This is a genomic window from Alicycliphilus sp. T452 (genome assembly GCF_054512775.1).
Genome location: NZ_JBTNEH010000021.1, coordinates 13526 through 32862 on the forward strand (window position 1 = coordinate 13526; position 19337 = coordinate 32862).

A 19337-nucleotide genomic window follows, 5' to 3' on the forward strand; every position below is an offset into this window, starting at 1 on the left:
TTGACATGCACGGATAGCCTCTTGCGCTGGCATATTGCGGGTATGTCCTATAGCGGTTCCGACCTACCAACGCCATGAACAAACTGCCAGACCTGGAAGCGTGGGCGATCTTTGCCAAGGTCGCGGAAACCGGTTCGTTCGCACGCACCGCGGCCGAGTTTTCGCTGTCGCAGGCCACGGTGTCCAAGGCTGTCTCGCGGCTGGAAGCACGCATGAAGACCACGCTGTTCCACCGCACCTCGCGCCGCATGTCGCTGACCACCAACGGCCATGCGGCGCTGGAGCGCGCCTCGCGCATCCTCGAAGAGGGCCTGGCCGTGGAGGCCGAAGTGGCCGAGCAGTCCACCAGCCTGCGCGGCGTGATACGCCTGTCCGCCCCTATGTCCTTCGGCCTCGCGCGGCTGGCGCCGGCGCTGCCCGGCTTTCTGCAGGCCCATCCCGACGTGGAGCTGGACGTGCATTTCAACGACAAGCAGGTGGATCTGGTGGGCGACCGCTTCGACCTGACCCTGCGCATCGCCAACCTGGTGGATTCCAGCCTGCTGGCGCGCCAGTTGTGCAAGGTGCGGATCGTGCTCGTGGGCTCGCCAGCCTACTTCGAGCGCCACGGCCGGCCGCGCCACCCCAGCGACCTGGCCCACCACAAGGCGCTGCAGTACAGCTACCAGAACAGCGGCACCCATTGGCGTTTCAAGCATGCGCAGCACGGCGAGTTCACCCAGTCGATGGCGGTGCAGATGCAGGCCAACAATGCCGACGCATTGACCCCCGCGCTGCTGGCAGGACTCGGCGTGGCGCTGCAGCCTACCTTCCTGGTTTGGCAGGAACTACAGGCAGGCACACTGGAAGCGGTGATGGAAGACTGGCAGGTGGAGCCCATCGCACTGCATATCCTGACCCCGCCGGGCCGCGCCCGCCCTGCGCGCGTGCAGGCCCTGATCGAGCATCTGGTCCGGTCCTTCGCCAGCGAACCATGGGCCGGCGTGGCGGAGCTGGTGGGGCCTCTGCAGCCCGGCTAGGACTTAAGGTGCCGCCTCCCTCAAACACTCCACCAGCAACCCCGTCACCGGCGTCACCCGCTGCCCGCGCAGCGTGATCAGCCCCACGGGCGGGAGCGCGACCTGCACGGGCAGCCTCAGCACCGCCAGCATGCCCTGCTGCGCGAAATGCCGCGCCACCGTGCGCGCCATGAAGGCCACGGCGCCGCGCTGGTGCAGGAAGGTGATCTGCGACAGGAACGAGGCCGATTCGACGATGTCCGCCGGCGGGTGCAGGCCGTGGGCGAAGAACTGCTGCTCCAGCTTCACGCGCAGCGAGGCCCAGGGCGGGGGCATCACGCAGGGCTGCCCGGCCAGGTCGGCCCACTGCACGGCGCGCCTGCGCGCGAGCGCGTGGCCGGGCTGCGCCACGGCCACCATGGGGTCCTCGTAGAGCGGCTCGGTCTCCAGGTCGGGCGAGGCGTAGCCGGGCTCCAGGCGGCCCACGAACAGGTCGAGCTCGCCCAGGCGCAGCTTGGGCAGAAGGCGCGCGAGGTCGCCCTCCTCGATGAGCACCGTGGTGCGGTGCGAGCGCGCCTTGAGCCGCTGCACGGCCTGCGCCAGCAGCACGGGCGTGGCCGACACCATGGCGCCCACGCTGGTGCGCCCGCTGGCGCCGCTGGCCTCGGCGGCGATCTCGTCGCGCGTGCGGTCGTAGCCGGCCAGCACCGAGCGCGCGAAGCGCACCACGCTCGCGCCCGCGGCCGTGGGCTCGGTGCCGCGCGTGGAGCGCTCGAACAGCGGCAGGCCGAACATGGACTCGATCTCGGCCAGCGTCTTGGAGACGGCCGGCTGCGTGACCGACAGGAATTCCGCCGCCCGCCCCAGGTGGCGGAACTGGTCCAGCGCCACCAGCATCTGCAGGTGGCGCAGCTTGAGGTTGCTGCGCAGTACGCGGTCTATCTGTGCCATCGCCGGGCCTTTCGTCGCAGGGGCTTCATAACCCGCAGGCAATGAAGCAAGTCCGTATTTTCATTGGATTGTTATGCAGCAGGATCCAACAATGGCGGACTGGCAACAACCCCACGACAGGAGACACGCATGCAGACCCCACGCAGTGAACGCCGCCAGTTCATCTTCGGCGCGCTCGGCGCCGCCGCCCTCGCCACCGGCTCCACCCGCCTGTTCGCGCAGGAATGGCCCGCGCGCCCCATCACCTTCATCTGCCCCTGGCCCGCGGGCGGCACGGCCGACCAGTCGATGCGCGCACTGTGCACCGTGGCCGCGCGCGTACTGGGCCAGGCGATCGCGGTGGAGAACCGCGCGGGCGCCTCGGGCATGATCGGCGCGAAGGCGCTGGCATCGGCCAAGGCCGACGGCTACACCATCGGGCAGATCCCGATCTCGGTCACGCGCTTCTCCCAGGTCGGCACGCTGGCGGCCGACCCGCGCAAGGATTTCACCTACATCGCGCGCACCTCGGGCCAGACCTTCGGCATCGCGGTGCCGGCCGGCTCGCCCTACAAGACGCTGCAGGAGCTCGTGGCCGCCGCCAAGGCGAGGCCGGGCCAGGTGACCTACGCCCACGCGGGCGTGGGCGGCGCCACGCACGTGGGCATGGAGGAGTTCGCCATGGCCGCGGGCGTCCAGTTCAACCACGTGCCCTACAAGGGCGGCGCCGAGGCGCTGCAGGGCGTGCTGGGCGGCCACGTGGACGCGCTGGCCGACTCCAGCTCGTGGGCGCCGCACGTCGAGGCCGGCAAGCTGCGCCTGCTGGCCACCTGGGGCGAGCAGCGCACGCCGCGCTTCAAGGACGTGCCCACGCTCAAGGAGCTGGGCTACAACGTGGTGGTGGACGCGCCCAACGGCATAGGCGCGCCCAAGGGCATGGACCCGGCCATCCTCGCCAAACTGCGCGACGCCTTCAGGCAGGCCGTGGCCAGCCCCGAGTTCAAGGCCGTGACGGACAGGATCGATGCCCCGGTCATGTACCTGGACGGCCCCGACTACGAGAAATACGTGAACGCGGTCTACCAGAAGGAGACCGTGCTGATCGACAAGCTCAAGCTGCGCGAGCTGATGAAGGGCTGAGCATGAGCACCGGCCCGCTGCTGCACCTGCACCCCAACGACAACGTGTTCGTCGCCAAGACGGCGCTGGCGCTGGGCCAGGAGATTCCCGAGCTGGGCGTGCGCGCACGCGCCCAGGTGCCCGCGGGGCACAAGATCGCCGCGCGCCGCATCGCCGAGGGCGAGCAGGTGAGGAAGTACGACACCGTGATCGGCGTGGCCACGCGCGACCTGGAGCCGGGCGACTACGTGCACAGCCACAACCTGATGATCGTGGACTACTACCGCGACCCGGCCTTCGGCGCGGACGTGCGGCCCGTGCAATACGTGCCCGAGGACCGGCGCGCCACGTTCCAGGGCTTCGTGCGCGCCGACGGCCGCGTGGGCACGCGCAACTTCATCGGCATCCTGTCGTCGGTGAACTGCTCGGCCACGGCGATCCGGCACATCGCCGCGCACTTCACGCCCAAGCGGCTCGCGGCCTATCCCAACGTGGACGGCGTCGTGGCCTTCGCGCAGACGAGCGGCTGCGGCATGTCCTCGCCCAGCGAGCATTTCGACGTGCTGCGCCGTACGCTGGCGGGCTATGCGCGCCACCCCAACCTGGCGGGCGCGCTCATCGTGGGCCTGGGCTGCGAGCGCAACCAGGTCGACGCCCTGGTGCAGTCGCAGGGCCTGCAGCCGGGGCAGCTGCTGCGCACCTTCGTGATGCAGGACATGGGCGGCACGCGCGCCACCATCGCGGCGGGCATCGCGGCCATCGAGGAGATGCTGCCCGTCGCCAACCAGGCGCGGCGCCAGGCGGTGAGTGCCAGCCACCTCAAGATCGGGCTGGAGTGCGGCGGCTCCGACGGCTTCTCGGGCATCACCGCCAACCCGGCCCTGGGCGCGGCCATGGACATCCTGGTGCGCCACGGCGGCACGGCCATCCTGAGCGAGACGCCCGAGATCCACGGCGTGGAGTTCATGCTCACCCGCCGCGCCGTCAGCCCCGAGGTGGGCCAGAAGCTGCTCGACCGCCTGGCCTGGTGGGAGAAGTACGCCGCGGGCCAGAACGCCCAGTTCAACGGCGTGGTGGGCCACGGCAACCAGGCCGGGGGGCTGGCCAACATCTTCGAGAAATCGCTGGGCAGCGCCATGAAGGGCGGCACCACGCCGCTGCAGGCCGTGTACGAATACGCCGAGCCCATCACGCAAAGCGGCTTCGTCTTCATGGACTCGCCCGGCTACGACCCCGTGGCCGCCACGGGCCAGATCGCCAGCGGCGCCAACATGATCTGCTTCACCACCGGGCGCGGCTCCATGTTCGGCAGCAAGCCCGCGCCCACGGTCAAGCTGGCCACCAACACGCCCATGTACCTGCGCCTGCAGGAGGACATGGACATCAACTGCGGCCTGATCGTCGATGGCGAATGCACCGTGCCCGAGATGGGCGAGCGCATCTTCGCGCAGATCCTGCGCCACGCGAGCGGCGAGCCCACCAAGAGCGAACTGCTGGGCCTGGGCGACAATGAGTTCGTGCCCTGGCACCTGGGCATCGTCAGCTGAAACTCCTGAAACCATAGCTGCCAGCGCTTTCCCGGCAAGCCCTGGCGGCATATTTCATTCAAAGCCATGCCACTGACTCTCTCCCGCCCCGACCTGATCCGCAGCGCCAACTTCATCGCCGGCGCCTGGACCGGCACGCCCGCCGCGCGCCTGGCCGTCACCGACCCGGCCACGGGCAGCACCATCACCGACGTTCCCGACAGCGGCGCGGCCGAGGCCCGCGCCGCGCTCGACGCCGCGCACGCCGCCTTCCCCGCGTGGCGCAAGGTGCCGGCCAAGCAGCGCGCGGCCATCATCAAGCGCTGGCACGACCTCGTGATGGCGCACCAGGACGACCTGGGCAAGCTCATCTCCCGCGAACAGGGCAAGCCCCTGGCCGAGGGCAAGGGCGAGGTGGCCTACGCCGCCAGCTACATCGAATGGTTCGGCGAAGAGGCCACGCGCATGAACGGCGAGGTCATCCCCGCGCCCGTGCCGGGCCGGCGCATGTTCGCGCTGCGCGAGCCCGTGGGCGTGGTGGCCGCCATCACGCCGTGGAACTTCCCCGCCGCGATGATCGCGCGCAAGATCGCACCCGCGCTCGCGGCCGGCTGCACCGTGGTCTGCAAGCCCGCCGAGGACACGCCGCTCACCTCCCTGGCGCTGGTGCTGCTGGCGCAGGAGGCGGGCGTGCCCGCCGGCGTGCTCAACATCGTGACCGCCTCGCGCGAGAAGACGCCCGAGGTGGTGGACGTGTGGCTCGACGATGCGCGCGTGCGCAAGATCACCTTCACGGGCTCCACGCCCGTGGGCAAGCACCTCGCGCGCCGCGGCGCCGACACGCTGAAGAAACTCTCGCTCGAACTCGGCGGCAACGCGCCCTTCATCGTGTTCGACGATGCCGACGTGGACGCCGCCGTCGAAGGCTTCATGGCCGCCAAGTTCAGGAACGGCGGCCAGACCTGCGTGTGCCCCAACCGCGTGCTCGTGCACCGCGCCGTGTTCGACGCGTTCGCGCAGAAGCTCGCCGCGCGCGTGGGCGCGCTGAAGGTCGGCCCCGCGAGCGACCCGGCCTCGCAGATCGGCCCCATGATCAACGGCCGCGCGGTGGAGAAGATCGAGCGCCACGTGCAGGACGCCGTCGCCAGGGGCGCCAGGGTGCTCACCGGCGGCAAGCGCCTGCCCGGGCTTGGCCCCACCTACTACGCCCCCACCGTGCTCACCGGCGCCAACCCCGCGATGGCCTGCGCCTGCGAGGAGACCTTCGGCCCCGTCGCGCCGCTCACCGTGTTCGACGACGAGGCCGGGGTGGTCCAGGCCGCCAACGACACGCCCTTCGGCCTGGCCGCCTACTTCTACAGCCAGGACGTGCGCCGCATCTGGCGCGTGGCCGACGCGCTCGAATCGGGCATCGTCGGCATCAACGAGGGCGCCATCTCGGCCGAGGCCGCGCCCTTCGGCGGCGTGAAGGAATCGGGCTACGGGCGCGAGGGATCGACGCACGGGCTCGACGACTACCTGCACACCAAGTACGTCTGCCAAGGCCAACTCGACTGAAAAGCCATGCCCGCACACAACCCCTTCAAGACCGCGCTTGCCAACGGACAGGCGCAGATCGGCCTGTGGCTCTCCATGGCCGACCCCTACCTCGCCGAGGCCGCCGCCACCACCGGCTACGACTGGCTGCTGATCGACGGCGAACACGCGCCCAACGACCTGCGCAGCACCCTGGCCGCGCTGCAGGCCGTGGCGCCCTACCCCGGCCAGCCCGTGGTGCGCGTGGTGGAAGGCAGCACCGCCCTCATCAAGCAGATGCTGGACATAGGCGCCAGGTCGCTGCTCGTGCCCATGGTCGATACGCCGGAACAGGCCCGCGCCATCGTGGCCGCCACGCAGTACCCGCCCAGGGGCGTGCGCGGCGTGGGCAGCGCCACGGGGCGCGCGTCGCAGTGGAGCAGCCGCGCCGACTACCTGGCCGTGGCCGACGACGAGGTCTGCCTGCTGGTGCAGGCCGAGACCGCCACGGCGCTCAGGAACCTGGAGGCCATCTGCGCCGTGGACGGCGTGCACGGCGTGTTCATCGGCCCGGCGGACCTGGCCGCGTCCATGGGCCACCGGGGCAACCCGGGCCACCCCGAGGTGCAGGCCGCCATCGAGGGCGCGATGCGGACCATCGTCGCCAGCGGCAAGGCCGCGGGCACGCTCACCTCGGACCCGGCGCTGGCGCGGCGCTACCTCGACCTGGGCTGCACCTTCGTGGCCGTGGGTGTGGACGTGCTGCTGTTCACCCAGGCGGCGCGCAAGCGGCGCGCCGAAATACACGGCCAGCCCGCCGCCGGCGCCATCCCGCCCAGCGCCGCGTACTGAGATAAAACGACAACCCCCTGAGCGACTTCGTCGCTTCCCCCTTCTCTCACGCTACGCGTGGGAAGGGGGACGCCGCCCGTGCGGCGGGGCGGCCCTTGCACGGCGGCCCTGGCTTGGGGTGCGCCAGTTTCATGCGTCGCGGGTGCCGCGTACGCGGAATGGATAGCTGAAATAATCGGGCGGTGCATGCTCCAGCCCTCATGACCGCCATCCAGCCTCCCGGCCTGCCCTTCTCCCAGGCCTGCGAAAACAACAAGGCCCCCATCCTGGCCGTGCTCGTGCAGGCCTTTGCCGACCGCCGCCACGTGCTGGAGATCGGCTCGGGCACGGGCCAGCACGGTGTGCATTTCGCGCCGCGCCTGCCGCACCTCGTCTGGCAGACCAGCGATCTGGCCGAGAACCACGCCGGCATACGCGCCTGGCACGCCCTGCACCCGGCGCCCAACCTGCGCCCGCCCCTGCTGCTGGACCTGCAGGGCGGCGACTGGCCCCCTGGCGCGTTCGACGCCGTGTTCACCAGCAACACCACGCACATCGTGGCCTGGCCGCTGGTGCAGCGCCTGTTCGCGCTGGCCGGCGCCCACCTGCCTCCGGGCGGCGTGCTGGCGGTGTACGGCCCCTTCAACTACGGCGGCGGCTTCACCAGCGACAGCAACCGCGCCTTCGACGCCTGGCTGCGCGCGCGCGACCCGGCGAGCGGCATACGCCACTTCGAGGACATCGCGGCGCTGGCCGCGCGGCACGGTCTGGCGCTGGAGCGCGACCACGCCATGCCGGCCAACAACCGGCTGCTGGTATTCCGCCGCGGCGGCGCCCAGGCCACTGCCGTAGAGTGACGCCCTTCGCCTCCATTTCTTCCGCCACGCATTCCATGACTGAACCCCTTGCCGCCCGGCCCATAGGCGTGTTCGACAGCGGCATAGGCGGCCTGAGCGTGCTGCAGGCCCTGCGCCACGAGCTGCCGCACGAAGACTTCGTCTACCTTGCCGACAGCGGCAACGCGCCCTATGGCGACGCCAAGGGCGAGGCCTTCGTGCAGCAGCGCACGCTGGCCATCGCGCGCTGGCTGCGCGCGCGGCACGGCATCAAGGCCCTGGTGGTGGCCTGCAACACGGCCACGGCCGCCGCCGTGGAGCAGCTGCGCGCCACCCTGCCCGATCTGCCGGCCATAGGGGTGGAGCCCGCGCTCAAGCCCGCGGCCGCGCGCAGCCAGACGCACCACGTGGGCGTGCTGGCCACGCGCGGCACGGTGGACAGCGCGCGGTTCCAAAGGCTGCTGCAGGCGCATTCGGCGCAGACGCGGTTCGCGGTGCAGGCCTGCGACGGCCTGGCCCGGGCCATAGAGCAGAGCACCGAGGAGCCGCTGCCGGCCGCCGGGTCGGCAGAAAAAATAAGAGCACTCTGCGCCCGGTACACGGGCGCTCTAGGCCAGTTTGGCTTGAAGACCGGCGACATCGACACGCTGGTGCTGGGCTGCACGCACTACGTGTTCGCCAAGGACGCGCTGCGCGCCCTGGTCGGGCCGGACGTGCAGATCCTGGACACCGGCGCCGCCGTGGCGCGCCAGACGCGCCGCATCCTGGCCCAGGCCGGCGCGCTGGCGCACGAGCGCTCCGGCGCGCCGCCGGGCGGCATCAGGCTCTACACCACCGGCCAGCTCGGCGCGCTGCAGGCCGCAGCCGGGCGCTGGCTGCAGCTGCCGGCGCAGTGCTGCGCCGCGCTGCCAGACGTCTAGCCGCCCCGCCGCGACAGGGCGAACGCCAGCGCCGCCTCGACCATGCGCCGGAGGTGCGGCTGCACGCGCGCCGCCACCTCGGGCAGGTAGTCGAAAGGCAGCGCCTCCTGCATGTAGCTGCACTGCGTCATCTCCAGCTGCACGGCGTGGATGTTGCGCGCGGGCTCGCCGTAGTGGCGCGTGATGTAGCCGCCCGTGAAGCGGCCGTTGAGCACTGCGCTATAGCCCGTGGCGGCCTTGGCGATGCCGAGCAACTCCTCGGCCAGCGCCGGGTCGCAGCTCGTGCCCTTGCCCGTGCCCAGGTTCAGGTCGGTGAGCCTGCCCTCGAAGAAGCGCGGCAGCACCGAGCGGATGGAGTGCGCGTCCCACAGCACGGCCACGCCGTGCTCGGCGCGCATGCGCTCCAGCTCGGCGCGCAGCTGCGCGTGGTAGGGCTCCCAGTAGGCGGTGCGGCGCGCGGCCACCTCGGCCTCGCCGGGCGCGTCGGCGGGGTCGGCGTACAGGGGCGTGTCGTCGAACGTGTCCACGGGGCACAGGCCCGTCACGCTCTGGCCGGGGTAGAGGCTGGCGCCATCGGGCGGGCGGTTCAGGTCGACCACGTAGCGCGAATGCGTGGGCACGAGGATGGAGGCGCCCAGCTCCCTGGCAAAGCCGTAGAGGCGCTCCAGGTGCCAGTCGGTGTCGGGCACCTGGCGCGCCTCGGGCGTCAGGCGCGCGGCGATGGCCGGCGGCAGGTAGGTGCCCACGTGGGGCATGGAGATGAACAGCGGCGCCGTTCCCTGGTGGAAGGTGAAGAGCGGGTGGGTGGTGTCGGGCATGGTGTGGGCCTCGTGAAGTGTTCCTGTATTCAAGCGGCGATGATGGCCGCGCGTGCGGCGACGAATTCCTGCGCGGCGCGCTCGTGCAGCGCGTGGCGCCCGGCGGCCACGCGCTGCACGCCGCCGGTCCAGACGCCGTGCAGGGCCGTGCCGCGGCTGCTTGCGAAGACATGGGCCGAGAGCATGGCCTCGGCCGGCAGCCCGGCCAGCGCCACGTGCCGGGGGTCGAGCACGGCGAAGTCGGCCTGCTGGCCCACGGCGATCCCGGCCACGGCGCGGCCCGCCGCCTGCGCCCCGCCCTGCACGGCCGCGAGCCACAGGGCCGTGCCGACCTGCGGCTGCCCGCTGCTGGCCAGCACGTTGCGCTGGCGCAGCGACAGGCGCTGGCTGTATTCGAGCATCAGCAGCTCCTCGGCCACGTTCACGCAGGCATGGCTGTCCGAGCCCACGCCCCAGCGGCCGCCATGCTGCAGCCACAGCGGCATGTCGAAGATGCCGTCGCCCAGGTTGGCCTCGGTCGTGGGGCAGATGCCGGCCACGGCGCCCGTGCGCGCGGCGGCGGCGTATTCCTCGGGCGTCATGTGCGTGGCGTGCACCAGGCACCAGCGCGCATCGACGCTCGCATGGTCCAGCAGCCACTGCACCGGGCGCTGCCCACTCCAGGCCACGCAGTCATCCACCTCCTGCCGCTGCTCGGCGACGTGGATGTGGATGGGCGCGCGCGCGTCCAGCGCCGTAAGCCCCTGCACGGCCGCGCGCAGGCTGTCGGGCGGCACGGCGCGCAGCGAATGCGGCGCAAGGCCCAGAACGGCCTCTTGCGCCCTGGTGGCGGGCGCAAGACGCTCCAATAAAGAGAGCATGTTGTCGGTGCTGCGGATGAAGCGCGCCTGGTCGGCGCGCGGCGGCCGGCCGCCGAAGCCGCTGGCCTGGTAGAGCACGGGCAGCAGCGTGATGCCGATGCCGGCCGCCCGCGCCGCGCGCAGCAGCGCCAGCGACAGCGTGGCGTCGTCGGCATAGGGCCGGCCGCCCTGGTCGTGGTGCACGTAGTGGAACTCGCACACCGAGGTGTAGCCCGCCTCCAGCATCTCCACGTACAGCCAGGTGGCAATGGCCTGGAGCGACTCGGGCGAGATCCGGGCGGCGAAGCGGTACATAAGGTCGCGCCAGCTCCAGAAGCTGTCCTGCGCCTGGGCGCGGTACTCGGTCAGGCCCGCGAACGCGCGCTGGAAGGCGTGCGAATGCAGGTTGGGCATGCCGGGGACCACGGGGCCGGGCGCACGGGGCGCGTCGCCCGCGTCGCTGCCGGGGGCGGCGCAGACAAGGCGCCCGCCCGCGTCCCAGCGCAGTAGCACGTCACGGGCCCAGCCGCCGGGCAGCAAGGCATGTTCGGTGAACAGGGCGCCCGCCGCGTCGCGGGCGGGCAGGTGCGGCGCTTCGGGCCGCGCTGAGGTGTGGGTCTTGTCCATGGGTTCACGTGCCTTTCACGATGCGGCCCTGGCGCACGATGGTGCGCGCCGGGTTGTGGCCGAGCCAGTAGGCCAGCTCCGCCGCCTCGCCCACGGACCACAGCACGAAGTTGGCGGGCCGCCCCGCCGCGATGAGGCCGTGCGTGTCCGAGAGGCCCAGCGCGCGCGCCGCGTGCGTGGTGATGCCCGCGAGCGCCTCGGGCACCGTGAGGCGGAACAGCGTGCAGGCCATGTTGGCCATGAGCAGCAGGCTCAGCGCGGGCGAGGTGCCGGGGTTGTGGTCAGTCGAGACGGCCATGGGCACGCCCGCGGCGCGCAGCTGCGCGATGGGCGGCAGGTGCGTGTCGCGCAGCGTGTAGTAGGCGCCGGGCAGCAGCACGGCCACGGTGCCGGCGGCCTTCATCGCGTCTATGCCCTCCTGCGAGAGATGCTCGATGTGGTCGCACGAGAGCGCGCCGTGGCGCGCCGCGAGCTGCGCGCCGCCCATGTCGGAGAGCTGGCCCGCATGCAGCTTGACCGGGATGCCCAGCCTTTGCGCGGCCTGGAAGACCTGCCGCGTCTCGGCCAGCGTGAACGCGATGCGCTCGCAGAACGCGTCCACCGCGTCGACCAGCCCCTCGGCGGCGAGCGCGGGCAGCATCTCGTTGCAGACCGCGTCGGTGTAGTCCTGGCTGCGGCCGGCGTACTCGGGCGACAGCGCGTGCGCGCCGAGGAAGGTGGTGCGCACCGTCACGCCCAGCGCCTCGCCCAGGCGGCGCGCCACGCGCAGCTGCTTGCGCTCGTGTTCCAGGGCCAAGCCGTAGCCCGACTTGATCTCGATGGCGCACACGCCCTCGGCCAGCAGCGCCGACAGGCGCGGCAGCGCGAGCGCGAACAGCTCATCCTCGCTCGCCTCGCGCGTGGCGCGCACGCTGGAGACGATGCCGCCGCCGGCCCTGGCCACCTCTTCGTAGCTGGCGCCGGCCAGCCGCATGGCGAATTCGTTGGCGCGCTGGCCGCCGTAGACCAGGTGGGTGTGGCAGTCCACCAGCCCGGGCGTGGCCAGCAGGCCGCCGCCGTCGCGGCGCGCCAGCCGCGCGTAGCCTGCGGGCAGGGCCGCGGACGGGCCCACCCAGCGCAGCACCCCGCCCTGCACGACCAGGCTGGCGCGCTCATCGGTGCCCACGGCCATGTCGGCGCGGGCCAGGCCGGGGGCAAGGCGCAGGCCCTCCCAGACGCCGTCGGCGCTGGGCGCGGTGAAGGGATCGGTATCGTCCATGGTTGGTTCTCTCGCTATGCAAACGGTAGCTTGCAGCGCTTGTCCATCAAGCGCTGGAGGCGTTTTTCTCTTGAAAACAAGGCATGAGCCCCACCCAGGCGAGCACGGGCGCCTCGCCGCCCTGCCGCGCGTGCGGCGCGAGCGCGGGGCCGGCCCCGGCGGCGCTCCACCAGAGGCCCTGGCCCGGCTCCAGCACGTCGCCGCCCAGGCTCCAGCGGCCCGCGAGCACCATGCACAGGCCCGCGGGCGTGCTGCCGGGCACGCGCGCATCGCGCGCCACCTCGACGCTGCCGCGCCAGCGGCCGCGGCGCAGCATGAGGTTGAAGTCGGTGGAGCTGCCGCCGAGCAGGCGGCAGCCCACGGCCACGTCGCCCGGGAAGGCGAACGGCCGCCAGCGCCGGTCCAGCCGGTGGTCCAGGCCGGCGCCCGGCGCGCTCAGGTGCACGCCGTCGCCATCGAGCAGCATGATCTGCCGGTCAACGCCCGCGAAGGCCGAGAACGGCCCCGGCGCCGCGATGGTGGCCACGCTCACGCGCCACTCGAAGCCCTCCATGCCCGCGCCGGGCGGCCAGCAGGCCAGCTCGCGCGTGTGGCCGCCGCCGTTCTTCCAGGGAGTGGGCGGCACGGCCGCGAGGTCGAAGCGTTGCATGCTGGTCACGCGCGCGTGAGCACGGCCTGCAGGAACGAGCGCGTGCGCTCCTGGCCGGGGTTGGTGAAGATGGTGGCGGGCGGGCCCGATTCGATGATGCCGCCGCCGTCCATGACGACGACCACGTCGCCCACCTCGCGCGCAAAGTCCATCTCGTGGGTCACGACCATCATGGTCATGCCCTCGCGCGCGAGCACCTTCATGACCTGCAGCACCTCGCCCACGAGTTCGGGGTCCAGCGCCGAGGTGGGCTCGTCGAACAGCATCACGCGCGGCTTCATGGCCAGGGCGCGGGCGATGGCCACGCGCTGCTTCTGGCCGCCCGAGAGGCTCGCGGGCATGGCCTCGGCCTTGTGGGCCAGGCCCACCTTTTCGAGCAGCACGCGCGCCTCGGCCTCCGCCTCGGCGCGCGGCAGCTTGTGCAGCTTGCGCGGGCCCAGCGTGACGTTGTCGATCACCGACAGGTGCGGGAACAGGTTGAACGACTGGAACACCATGCCGACCTCCTCGCGCAGCGCGTTGAGGTCGCTGTCGGGCAGCATCCGGCCGTCATCGACGAGCGTGCGCCCGCAGATGTCGATGCGCCCGCCCTGCGGCTGCTCCAGGCCGTTGCAGCAGCGCAGGAAGGTGCTCTTGCCCGAGCCGCTGGGGCCGATCACGACCACCACCTGCGAGGGCTGCACGTCGAAGTCGATGCCGCTGAGCACGACATGGTCGCCGTAGGCCTTGCGCAGGCCGCGGATGCGCACGATGGGCTCGGCGCCCTGGGAACCGGCCTGCATCGTCATTGCACCATCCCCCCCGCGCGCAGGCGCAGCTCCATGTGGCGCAGCACCAGCGTGGTGGCGCCCGTGAGGACGAAGTACACGACCGCGATGGCCAGGTACACCTCCAGCGAACGGTAGGACACGCTGATGATCTTCTGGCCCTCGTGCATGAGGTCGTGGATGGTGAGCAGCGACACCAGGGCCGAGTTCTTGATGAGCGCGATGAACTCGTTGCCCAGCGGCGGGATCATGCGCACCACGGCCTGAGGCAGCACCACGCTGCGCATGGCCTGGCCCGACGACAGGCCGATGGAGCGCGCGGCCTCCATCTGGCCCCTGTCGATGGACTGGATCGCTCCGCGCACGATCTCCGACACGTAGGCGCCCGAGTAGATGCCCAGGCCGATCACGCCGCACACGAAGGCCGGCAGCAGCACGCCCAGCTGCGGCAGGCCGAAGAACAGCAGGAACAGCTGCACCAGCAGCGGCGTGCCGCGGATGGCCGCCACGTAGGCCGTGCACAGGCCGTAGACGATGCGGTTCCTGGGGTTGAGCCGGCCGATGCCGACCAGCAGGCCCATGACGCAGCCCAGCAGCAGCGAGGCCGCGGTGACCTGCACCGTCACCACCGCACCCTGCAGCAGCTGGAGCCATCCGGCCCAGACGGGGGAAAAATCGAGTTCCATCGCTCAACCCCTCATCACTTGGCCGCGGCGCCGGTGCTGAACCACTTCTTCACGATGGCGGCATAGGTGCCGTCGGCCTTGAGCCTGGCGATGGCGGCGTTCACGGCCTTGGTGAGCTCGGGCGTGTCCTTGCGCAGGGCCATGCCGTATTCCTCGGTGGTGAGCTGCTCCTCGAGCACGCGCAGGCCGGGGCGCGTGCGCACGTACTGGTAGGCCGCGGGCTTGCCCGTCACGGCGGCGTCGGCGCGGCCGATGTCCACGAGGTTGAACATCTCCTGGTTCTTCTCGACCTCGATGCGCTGCACCTTGGGGTAGTTCTGCGTGAGGAAACCCACCGACTTGGTGCCCACCTGCACGCTGACCCTCTTGCCGTCGAGGTCGGACAGTTTCCTGATCGAGGTGTTGCCCTCCTTCACCATGGCCACGAGGCCGCCCGCGTAGTAGGGCTCGGTGAAGTCCACCACCTTCCTGCGCTCGTCGGTGATGTAGATGGCCGACACGGCCATGTCGAAGCGCCTGGAGATCAGGCCCGGAATCAGGCCCTTGAAATCGATGTCCACCCACTCGACCTGTTTGCCCATGGCCTTGGCGATGGCTTCCACCAGCTCGATGTCGAAGCCCGTGCGCTTGCCGTTCTCGACGAACTCCATGGGCGGGAACGTGGCGTCGGTGCCCACGCGCAGCACGTTGTCCTGGGCGTGCGCGCCTGCGGCGCCCAGCGCCAGCGCGGCCATGCCGGCGAGAAGAAGGTTGCGGCGGATAGTCATCATGGAAAGTCTCCGGTTGAGGTTCTAGGGGTAGGGAAAAGGGAAATCAGTGCAAGACCAGCTGGCGCGATATGCGCGCGGCGGCCACGACCGTCATGCGGATCAGCGCCTCCTCGTGGCCCTGGGAGCGCAGGATCGGCGCCATCAGCGTGATGGCGCCCACGGCCTGGCGCGAGGCGCCGAACAGCGGCACGCTGCAGCCCCACACGCCGGGGTCCACCGCGCCCGCGCTCACGGCGAAGCCCGCCTGGCGGATGGCGTCGAGCTCGTCCTGCGCGGCCTGGCGCTCGGGCGTGCCCGGGCCCCACAGGCCGTCGAGCACGGCCGCGCGCGCGGCCTCGGGCAGATGGGCCAGCACGCACTTGGCCGAGGCGCCCGCGCGCAGGGGCACGCTGCGCCCCTTCTCGAACGAGCAGCGCAGCGACTGCTGGCTCTCCACCATGTCCAGGCAGATCGCCTGGTCGTTCACGGCCACGATCAGGCCCACGCTTTCCTGCGACTGCTGCGCCAGCTCCAGCATGCCGGGGCGCGCCAGCCGCACCAGGTGTGAGGCCAGGTCGAACCCCAGCGCGAGCTGCAGGCTCAGCGGCCCGGGCGCGTAGTGGCCATCGCTTTCGAGCACGAAGCCCCAGCGCTTGAGCCGCGCGAGCTGGCGGTACAGCGTGCTGCGCGCCAGGCCCGTGTGCTCCATGAGCTCCGCGGCCGACAGGGTCTTGCCCTGCCGGGCCAGCACGGCCAGCACCTGCAGCACACGGTCTGCGGTGGGGACGGCGGCGGACGAAGCGCTCTTGGACATGGCGGCAGTATCAAAGCAAGCCGTTGCCATTCACAGCCCCTCATTCCCAAAAATTGGGAATGAAGGTCCCTTTTTTTGACGTTCCGTGGGATTCCCTTTTCCCTTCCCTCCCCTTTCCTCAACGCACCATCGGCAGGTTCAGGCCGCTGCGCTTGGCGCAGGCCACGGCGCTCTCGTAGCCCGCGTCGGCATGGCGCATCACGCCCGTGGCCGGGTCGTTCCAGAGCACGCGCGAGAGGCGCTGCGCGGCCGCGTCGGTGCCGTCGGCCACGATGACCACGCCCGCGTGCTGCGAGTAGCCCATGCCCACGCCGCCGCCGTGGTGCAGGCTGACCCAGGTGGCGCCGCCCGCGGTGTTGAGCAGCGCGTTGAGCAGCGGCCAGTCGGAGACGGCGTCGGTGCCGTCCTTCATGGCCTCGGTCTCGCGGTTGGGGCTGGCCACGCTGCCGCAGTCCAGGTGGTCGCGGCCGATCACGATGGGGGCCTTGAGCTCGCCGTTCCTGACCATTTCATTGAAGGCCAGCGCCGCCTTGTGGCGCTCGCCCAGGCCCAGCCAGCAGATGCGCGCGGGCAGGCCCTGGAAGCTGATGCGCTCGCGCGCCATGTCGAGCCAGCGGTGCGTGTGCCTGTTCTCGGGGAACAGCTCCTTGATCTTGGCGTCGGTCTTGTAGATGTCCTCCGGGTCGCCCGACAGCGCCACCCAGCGGAACGGCCCCTTGCCCTCGCAGAACAGCGGGCGGATGTAGGCGGGCACGAAGCCGGGGAAGTCGAAGGCGCTCTTCACGCCCTCGTCGAAGGCCACCTGGCGGATGTTGTTGCCGTAGTCCACCGTGGGGATGCCCATGGCCTGGAAGTCCAGCATGGCCTGCACGTGCACGGCGCAGCTCTGGGCCGCCGCCTTCCTGAGCGTGGGGTGCTGGCCGGGGTCGGCCGCGGCGGCGTTCCACTGCTCCACGGTCCAGCCCGCGGGCAGGTAGCCGTTGACCAGGTCGTGGGCCGACGTCTGGTCGGTCACGATGTCGGGTCGGGAGCCGCCCGCCTTGGCGCGCTTGACCAGTTCGGGCAGGACCTCGGCCGCGTTGCCCAGCAGCGCGATGGAGACGGCCTCCCCCCTTCCGGTGTGGTGCTTGATGAGCGCCAGCGCGTCGTCGATGTCCCTGGCCTGCTTGTCCACGTAGCGCGTGCGCAGGCGGAAATCGATGCTGCTCTGCTTGCACTCGATGGTCAGCGAGCAGGCGCCGGCCAGCGTGGCCGCCAGCGGCTGGGCGCCGCCCATGCCGCCCAGGCCGGCCGTGAGGATCCACTTGCCGGTCAGGTCGTTGCTGTAATGCTGGCGGCCGGCCTCGACGAAGGTCTCGAACGTGCCCTGCACGATGCCCTGGCTGCCGATGTAGATCCAGCTGCCGGCCGTCATCTGGCCGTACATGAACAAGCCCTTCTGGTCGAGCTCGTTGAAGTGCTCCCAGGTGGCCCACTTGGGCACGAGGTTGGAGTTGGCCAGCAGCACGCGCGGCGCGTCGGGGTGGGTCTTGAACACGCCCACGGGCTTGCCGGACTGGATCAGCAGCGACTCGTCGGCCTCGAGCTTCTTGAGCTGCGCGAGGATTTCGTCGAAGCATTCCCAGTTGCGCGCGGCGCGGCCTATGCCGCCGTAGACCACCAGGGCCTGGGGGTTCTCGGCCACGTCGGGGTCCAGGTTGTTCTGGATCATGCGGTAGGCGGCCTCGGCGAGCCAGTTCTTGCAATGCAGATCGCTGCCGCGCGGCGCGCGGATGACGCGGCTTGCGTCGTGGCGGGGGTCCTGCCGGGCGGCGTTGAGGATGGCGTCGTTGGCGTTCATGGTCGTGTCCTTCATGAATGAGAGGGGAAAGGGTCTGGCCGGTTTACCCGGCATGGCTGGTGTGGGCAAGGCTGCCGTCATAGCCGGGCACCGTGTCGGGCGCCCCGGTGGCCGGCTCGGTGACCGGATAGATCATTTGCCTGGGAACGTTCATGGTTCTCGCCGCCAGCGGGTAGTACACCAGCGCAGTGACGACCAGGCTCACGATCCAGGAAATGTCGGCGCCGCCCATGGCCTTGGCCAGCGGGCCTTCGTACATGGCCTGGTTGATGAACGGGATCTGCACGGCGATGCCCAGCACGTAGCTGAACAGGGCCACGCCGTTGTAGGCGCCGTAGCGGCCCCTGCTGTCGTAGAGCGCGGGGATGTCCACCTTCTCCTTGGAGATCAGGTAGTAGTCCACGAGGTTGACGGCGCTCCAGGGCACGAACACGGTGAGCAGCAGCAGCACGAAGTTCTTGAACGTGGACAGGAAGTTGGAGCTGGCCAGCAGGGCCACCAGCACCGTCACCAGCACGAAGCCCAGGATGTAGGCGAGGCGGGTGGCGGGAGAGAACTGCTTCCTGTCGTTGAAGGCGCTCACGGTGGTGAGCATGGTCATGACGCCGCCATAGGCGTTGAGGCAGTTCACCGTGAGCTTGCCGGTCACGATGACCAGGTAGATCACCACGGCCAGCGGGCCGGCCAGCTCGCCCAGGAAGCCGACCTGGTTCTTGATGAAGTTGGCGCCCAGAGCGGCCACCAGCGCGCCGAAGGTCATGGCCAGCTGGGCGCTGATCACGCTGCCACCAAAGGTGGTCCAGAAGGTGGCGGCGGTGGAGGTCTTGCTCGGCAGGTAGCGCGAGTAGTCGGCCACATAGGGCGCGAAGGTCATCTGCCAGCCGGCCGACAGGGCCATGGCCGTCAGGAAGCTGGCCCAGGTGAAGGGCTTCTGGCCGAAGGCGCTGGCCACGTCGTACTGATGGAACAGCTGCCAGGCCAGGTAGCCGAAGCCCAGGATGCCGACCACGGTGGAAATGCGGCCCACCGTGTGGATCAGCCTGTAGCCCACGACGGCGACCAGAGCGGTCAGCGCGCCGAAGATGGCGATGCCCGCCGCCGGCGCGCTGAACCCGAACATCAGGTTGATGGCCTGGCCCGAGAGCACCGTGCCCGTGGCCGCGAAGCCCAGGTACATGAGGATCACGAGCAGCAGCGGCAGGGCAGCGCCCTTGACGCCGAACTGCACGCGGCTGGAAATCATCTGCGGCAGGCCCAGGCGCGGGCCCTGGGCCGAGTGCAGGGCCATGACGATGCCGCCGAGGACGTTGCCGATCAGCAGGCCGACGATGGCCGCCATGGCCTCGGCGCCGAAGACCACGGCCAGGGCGCCGTCGACCACGGCCGTGATCTGCATGTTGGCGCCGAACCAGAGGGTGAACTGGCTGGAGGGCGAGCCGTGGCGCTCATCCTCCGGGACCATGTCTATGGTTCTTCTCTCGATGGGACCGGTCGAGACCGGCGTGCTTGTCTCACTGCGCATGGGTGCTCCGTCATTCCCTTGGTGATGTTTATTTGCACATACAACTATCGATGAATTTCTCATTAGTTGTATATACAAATTTTGTGTTTTACT

Annotated in this window: 18 protein-coding genes; 7 read left to right on the plus strand and 11 right to left on the minus strand. The window is 70.5% G+C overall.

Features of this window, described 5'->3' with window-relative positions; translation table 11 throughout:
* The first annotated feature begins 74 nt into the window (after window positions 1-74).
* Entirely contained in the window at window positions 75-1019 is a 945-nt protein-coding gene (locus ACX12L_RS17235) for a LysR family transcriptional regulator (RefSeq protein WP_459263683.1), read from the plus strand.
* 3 nt (window positions 1020-1022) lie between these two features.
* Here ACX12L_RS17235 and ACX12L_RS17240 read toward each other — a convergent pair whose 3' ends face one another.
* The gene (locus ACX12L_RS17240; protein ID WP_459263684.1) at window positions 1023-1949 is read right to left on the minus strand and encodes a LysR substrate-binding domain-containing protein; all 927 of its coding nucleotides are present in this window, start codon (window positions 1947-1949) and stop codon (window positions 1023-1025) included.
* 129 nt (window positions 1950-2078) lie between these two features.
* Between ACX12L_RS17240 and ACX12L_RS17245 the strand changes: the two genes are divergently transcribed.
* From ACX12L_RS17245 to murI, 6 genes are all read left to right on the plus strand, one after another.
* Window positions 2079-3068, plus strand: a complete 990-nt coding sequence (locus ACX12L_RS17245) for a tripartite tricarboxylate transporter substrate binding protein (RefSeq protein WP_459263685.1) — start codon at window positions 2079-2081, stop codon at window positions 3066-3068.
* Between the two features lie 2 nt (window positions 3069-3070).
* Entirely contained in the window at window positions 3071-4594 is a 1524-nt protein-coding gene (locus tag ACX12L_RS17250; protein ID WP_459263686.1) for a UxaA family hydrolase, read from the plus strand.
* A gap of 66 nt (window positions 4595-4660) precedes the next feature.
* Entirely contained in the window at window positions 4661-6130 is a 1470-nt protein-coding gene (locus ACX12L_RS17255; protein ID WP_459263687.1) for an NAD-dependent succinate-semialdehyde dehydrogenase, read from the plus strand.
* Window positions 6131-6136: 6 nt separating this feature from the next.
* A complete protein-coding gene (locus tag ACX12L_RS17260) occupies window positions 6137-6940 on the plus strand; it encodes an aldolase/citrate lyase family protein (protein WP_459263688.1) in 804 nt (267 codons plus the stop codon).
* A gap of 200 nt (window positions 6941-7140) precedes the next feature.
* On the plus strand, window positions 7141-7776 hold the full coding sequence (locus ACX12L_RS17265; protein WP_459263689.1) for a DUF938 domain-containing protein: 636 nt from the start codon (window positions 7141-7143) through the stop codon (window positions 7774-7776).
* A 35-nt stretch (window positions 7777-7811) separates the two neighbouring features.
* Complete coding sequence (murI, locus tag ACX12L_RS17270; protein ID WP_459263690.1) at window positions 7812-8675, plus strand: glutamate racemase; 864 nt, start codon at window positions 7812-7814, stop codon at window positions 8673-8675.
* On the opposite strand, the gene hutG is transcribed toward murI, so the two are convergent.
* The 10 genes from hutG to ACX12L_RS17320 form a co-directional block, all read right to left on the minus strand.
* A complete protein-coding gene (gene hutG / locus ACX12L_RS17275; protein WP_459263691.1) occupies window positions 8672-9493 on the minus strand; it encodes an N-formylglutamate deformylase in 822 nt (273 codons plus the stop codon). The genes murI and hutG overlap by 4 nt on opposite strands.
* A gap of 29 nt (window positions 9494-9522) precedes the next feature.
* On the minus strand, window positions 9523-10959 hold the full coding sequence (locus ACX12L_RS17280) for a formimidoylglutamate deiminase (RefSeq protein WP_459263692.1): 1437 nt from the start codon (window positions 10957-10959) through the stop codon (window positions 9523-9525).
* Window positions 10960-10963: 4 nt separating this feature from the next.
* Entirely contained in the window at window positions 10964-12217 is a 1254-nt protein-coding gene (gene hutI, locus ACX12L_RS17285) for an imidazolonepropionase (RefSeq protein WP_459263693.1), read from the minus strand.
* A gap of 46 nt (window positions 12218-12263) precedes the next feature.
* Entirely contained in the window at window positions 12264-12866 is a 603-nt protein-coding gene (locus tag ACX12L_RS17290) for a HutD/Ves family protein (protein WP_459263694.1), read from the minus strand.
* A gap of 5 nt (window positions 12867-12871) precedes the next feature.
* Window positions 12872-13654: an amino acid ABC transporter ATP-binding protein gene (locus ACX12L_RS17295; protein ID WP_459263695.1), complete on the minus strand. Its 783-nt coding sequence runs from the start codon at window positions 13652-13654 to the stop codon at window positions 12872-12874.
* Window positions 13651-14319 carry an amino acid ABC transporter permease gene (locus ACX12L_RS17300; protein WP_459263696.1) on the minus strand — a complete coding sequence of 223 codons (669 nt, stop codon included), beginning with the start codon at window positions 14317-14319 and terminating at the stop codon, window positions 13651-13653. The genes ACX12L_RS17295 and ACX12L_RS17300 overlap by 4 nt, the downstream gene beginning before the upstream one ends.
* A 14-nt stretch (window positions 14320-14333) precedes the next feature.
* A complete protein-coding gene (locus ACX12L_RS17305; RefSeq protein ID WP_459263749.1) occupies window positions 14334-15086 on the minus strand; it encodes a glutamine ABC transporter substrate-binding protein in 753 nt (250 codons plus the stop codon).
* Between the two features lie 46 nt (window positions 15087-15132).
* Entirely contained in the window at window positions 15133-15882 is a 750-nt protein-coding gene (locus tag ACX12L_RS17310; protein ID WP_459263697.1) for an IclR family transcriptional regulator, read from the minus strand.
* Window positions 15883-16000: 118 nt separating this feature from the next.
* The gene (gene hutU / locus ACX12L_RS17315) at window positions 16001-17722 is read right to left on the minus strand and encodes a urocanate hydratase (protein WP_459263698.1); all 1722 of its coding nucleotides are present in this window, start codon (window positions 17720-17722) and stop codon (window positions 16001-16003) included.
* A gap of 43 nt (window positions 17723-17765) precedes the next feature.
* A complete protein-coding gene (locus ACX12L_RS17320) occupies window positions 17766-19244 on the minus strand; it encodes a purine-cytosine permease family protein (RefSeq protein WP_459263699.1) in 1479 nt (492 codons plus the stop codon).
* Between the last annotated feature and the right edge of the window lie 93 nt (window positions 19245-19337).

What these genes read in the sequence shown, in the direction of transcription:
- ACX12L_RS17235 (WP_459263683.1), top strand. Translation starts at nt 75, where the DNA reads ATGAACAAACTGCCAGACCTGGAAGCGTGGGCGATCTTTGCCAAGGTC.
- ACX12L_RS17240 (WP_459263684.1), bottom strand. Translation starts at nt 1,949, where the DNA reads ATGGCACAGATAGACCGCGTACTGCGCAGCAACCTCAAGCTGCGCCAC.
- ACX12L_RS17245 (WP_459263685.1), top strand. Translation starts at nt 2,079, where the DNA reads ATGCAGACCCCACGCAGTGAACGCCGCCAGTTCATCTTCGGCGCGCTC.
- ACX12L_RS17250 (WP_459263686.1), top strand. Translation starts at nt 3,071, where the DNA reads ATGAGCACCGGCCCGCTGCTGCACCTGCACCCCAACGACAACGTGTTC.
- ACX12L_RS17255 (WP_459263687.1), top strand. Translation starts at nt 4,661, where the DNA reads ATGCCACTGACTCTCTCCCGCCCCGACCTGATCCGCAGCGCCAACTTC.
- ACX12L_RS17260 (WP_459263688.1), top strand. Translation starts at nt 6,137, where the DNA reads ATGCCCGCACACAACCCCTTCAAGACCGCGCTTGCCAACGGACAGGCG.
- ACX12L_RS17265 (WP_459263689.1), top strand. Translation starts at nt 7,141, where the DNA reads ATGACCGCCATCCAGCCTCCCGGCCTGCCCTTCTCCCAGGCCTGCGAA.
- murI (WP_459263690.1), top strand. Translation starts at nt 7,812, where the DNA reads ATGACTGAACCCCTTGCCGCCCGGCCCATAGGCGTGTTCGACAGCGGC.
- hutG (WP_459263691.1), bottom strand. Translation starts at nt 9,493, where the DNA reads ATGCCCGACACCACCCACCCGCTCTTCACCTTCCACCAGGGAACGGCG.
- ACX12L_RS17280 (WP_459263692.1), bottom strand. Translation starts at nt 10,959, where the DNA reads ATGGACAAGACCCACACCTCAGCGCGGCCCGAAGCGCCGCACCTGCCC.
- hutI (WP_459263693.1), bottom strand. Translation starts at nt 12,217, where the DNA reads ATGGACGATACCGATCCCTTCACCGCGCCCAGCGCCGACGGCGTCTGG.
- ACX12L_RS17290 (WP_459263694.1), bottom strand. Translation starts at nt 12,866, where the DNA reads ATGCAACGCTTCGACCTCGCGGCCGTGCCGCCCACTCCCTGGAAGAAC.
- ACX12L_RS17295 (WP_459263695.1), bottom strand. Translation starts at nt 13,654, where the DNA reads ATGACGATGCAGGCCGGTTCCCAGGGCGCCGAGCCCATCGTGCGCATC.
- ACX12L_RS17300 (WP_459263696.1), bottom strand. Translation starts at nt 14,319, where the DNA reads ATGGAACTCGATTTTTCCCCCGTCTGGGCCGGATGGCTCCAGCTGCTG.
- ACX12L_RS17305 (WP_459263749.1), bottom strand. Translation starts at nt 15,086, where the DNA reads ATGACTATCCGCCGCAACCTTCTTCTCGCCGGCATGGCCGCGCTGGCG.
- ACX12L_RS17310 (WP_459263697.1), bottom strand. Translation starts at nt 15,882, where the DNA reads ATGTCCAAGAGCGCTTCGTCCGCCGCCGTCCCCACCGCAGACCGTGTG.
- hutU (WP_459263698.1), bottom strand. Translation starts at nt 17,722, where the DNA reads ATGAACGCCAACGACGCCATCCTCAACGCCGCCCGGCAGGACCCCCGC.
- ACX12L_RS17320 (WP_459263699.1), bottom strand. Translation starts at nt 19,244, where the DNA reads ATGCGCAGTGAGACAAGCACGCCGGTCTCGACCGGTCCCATCGAGAGA.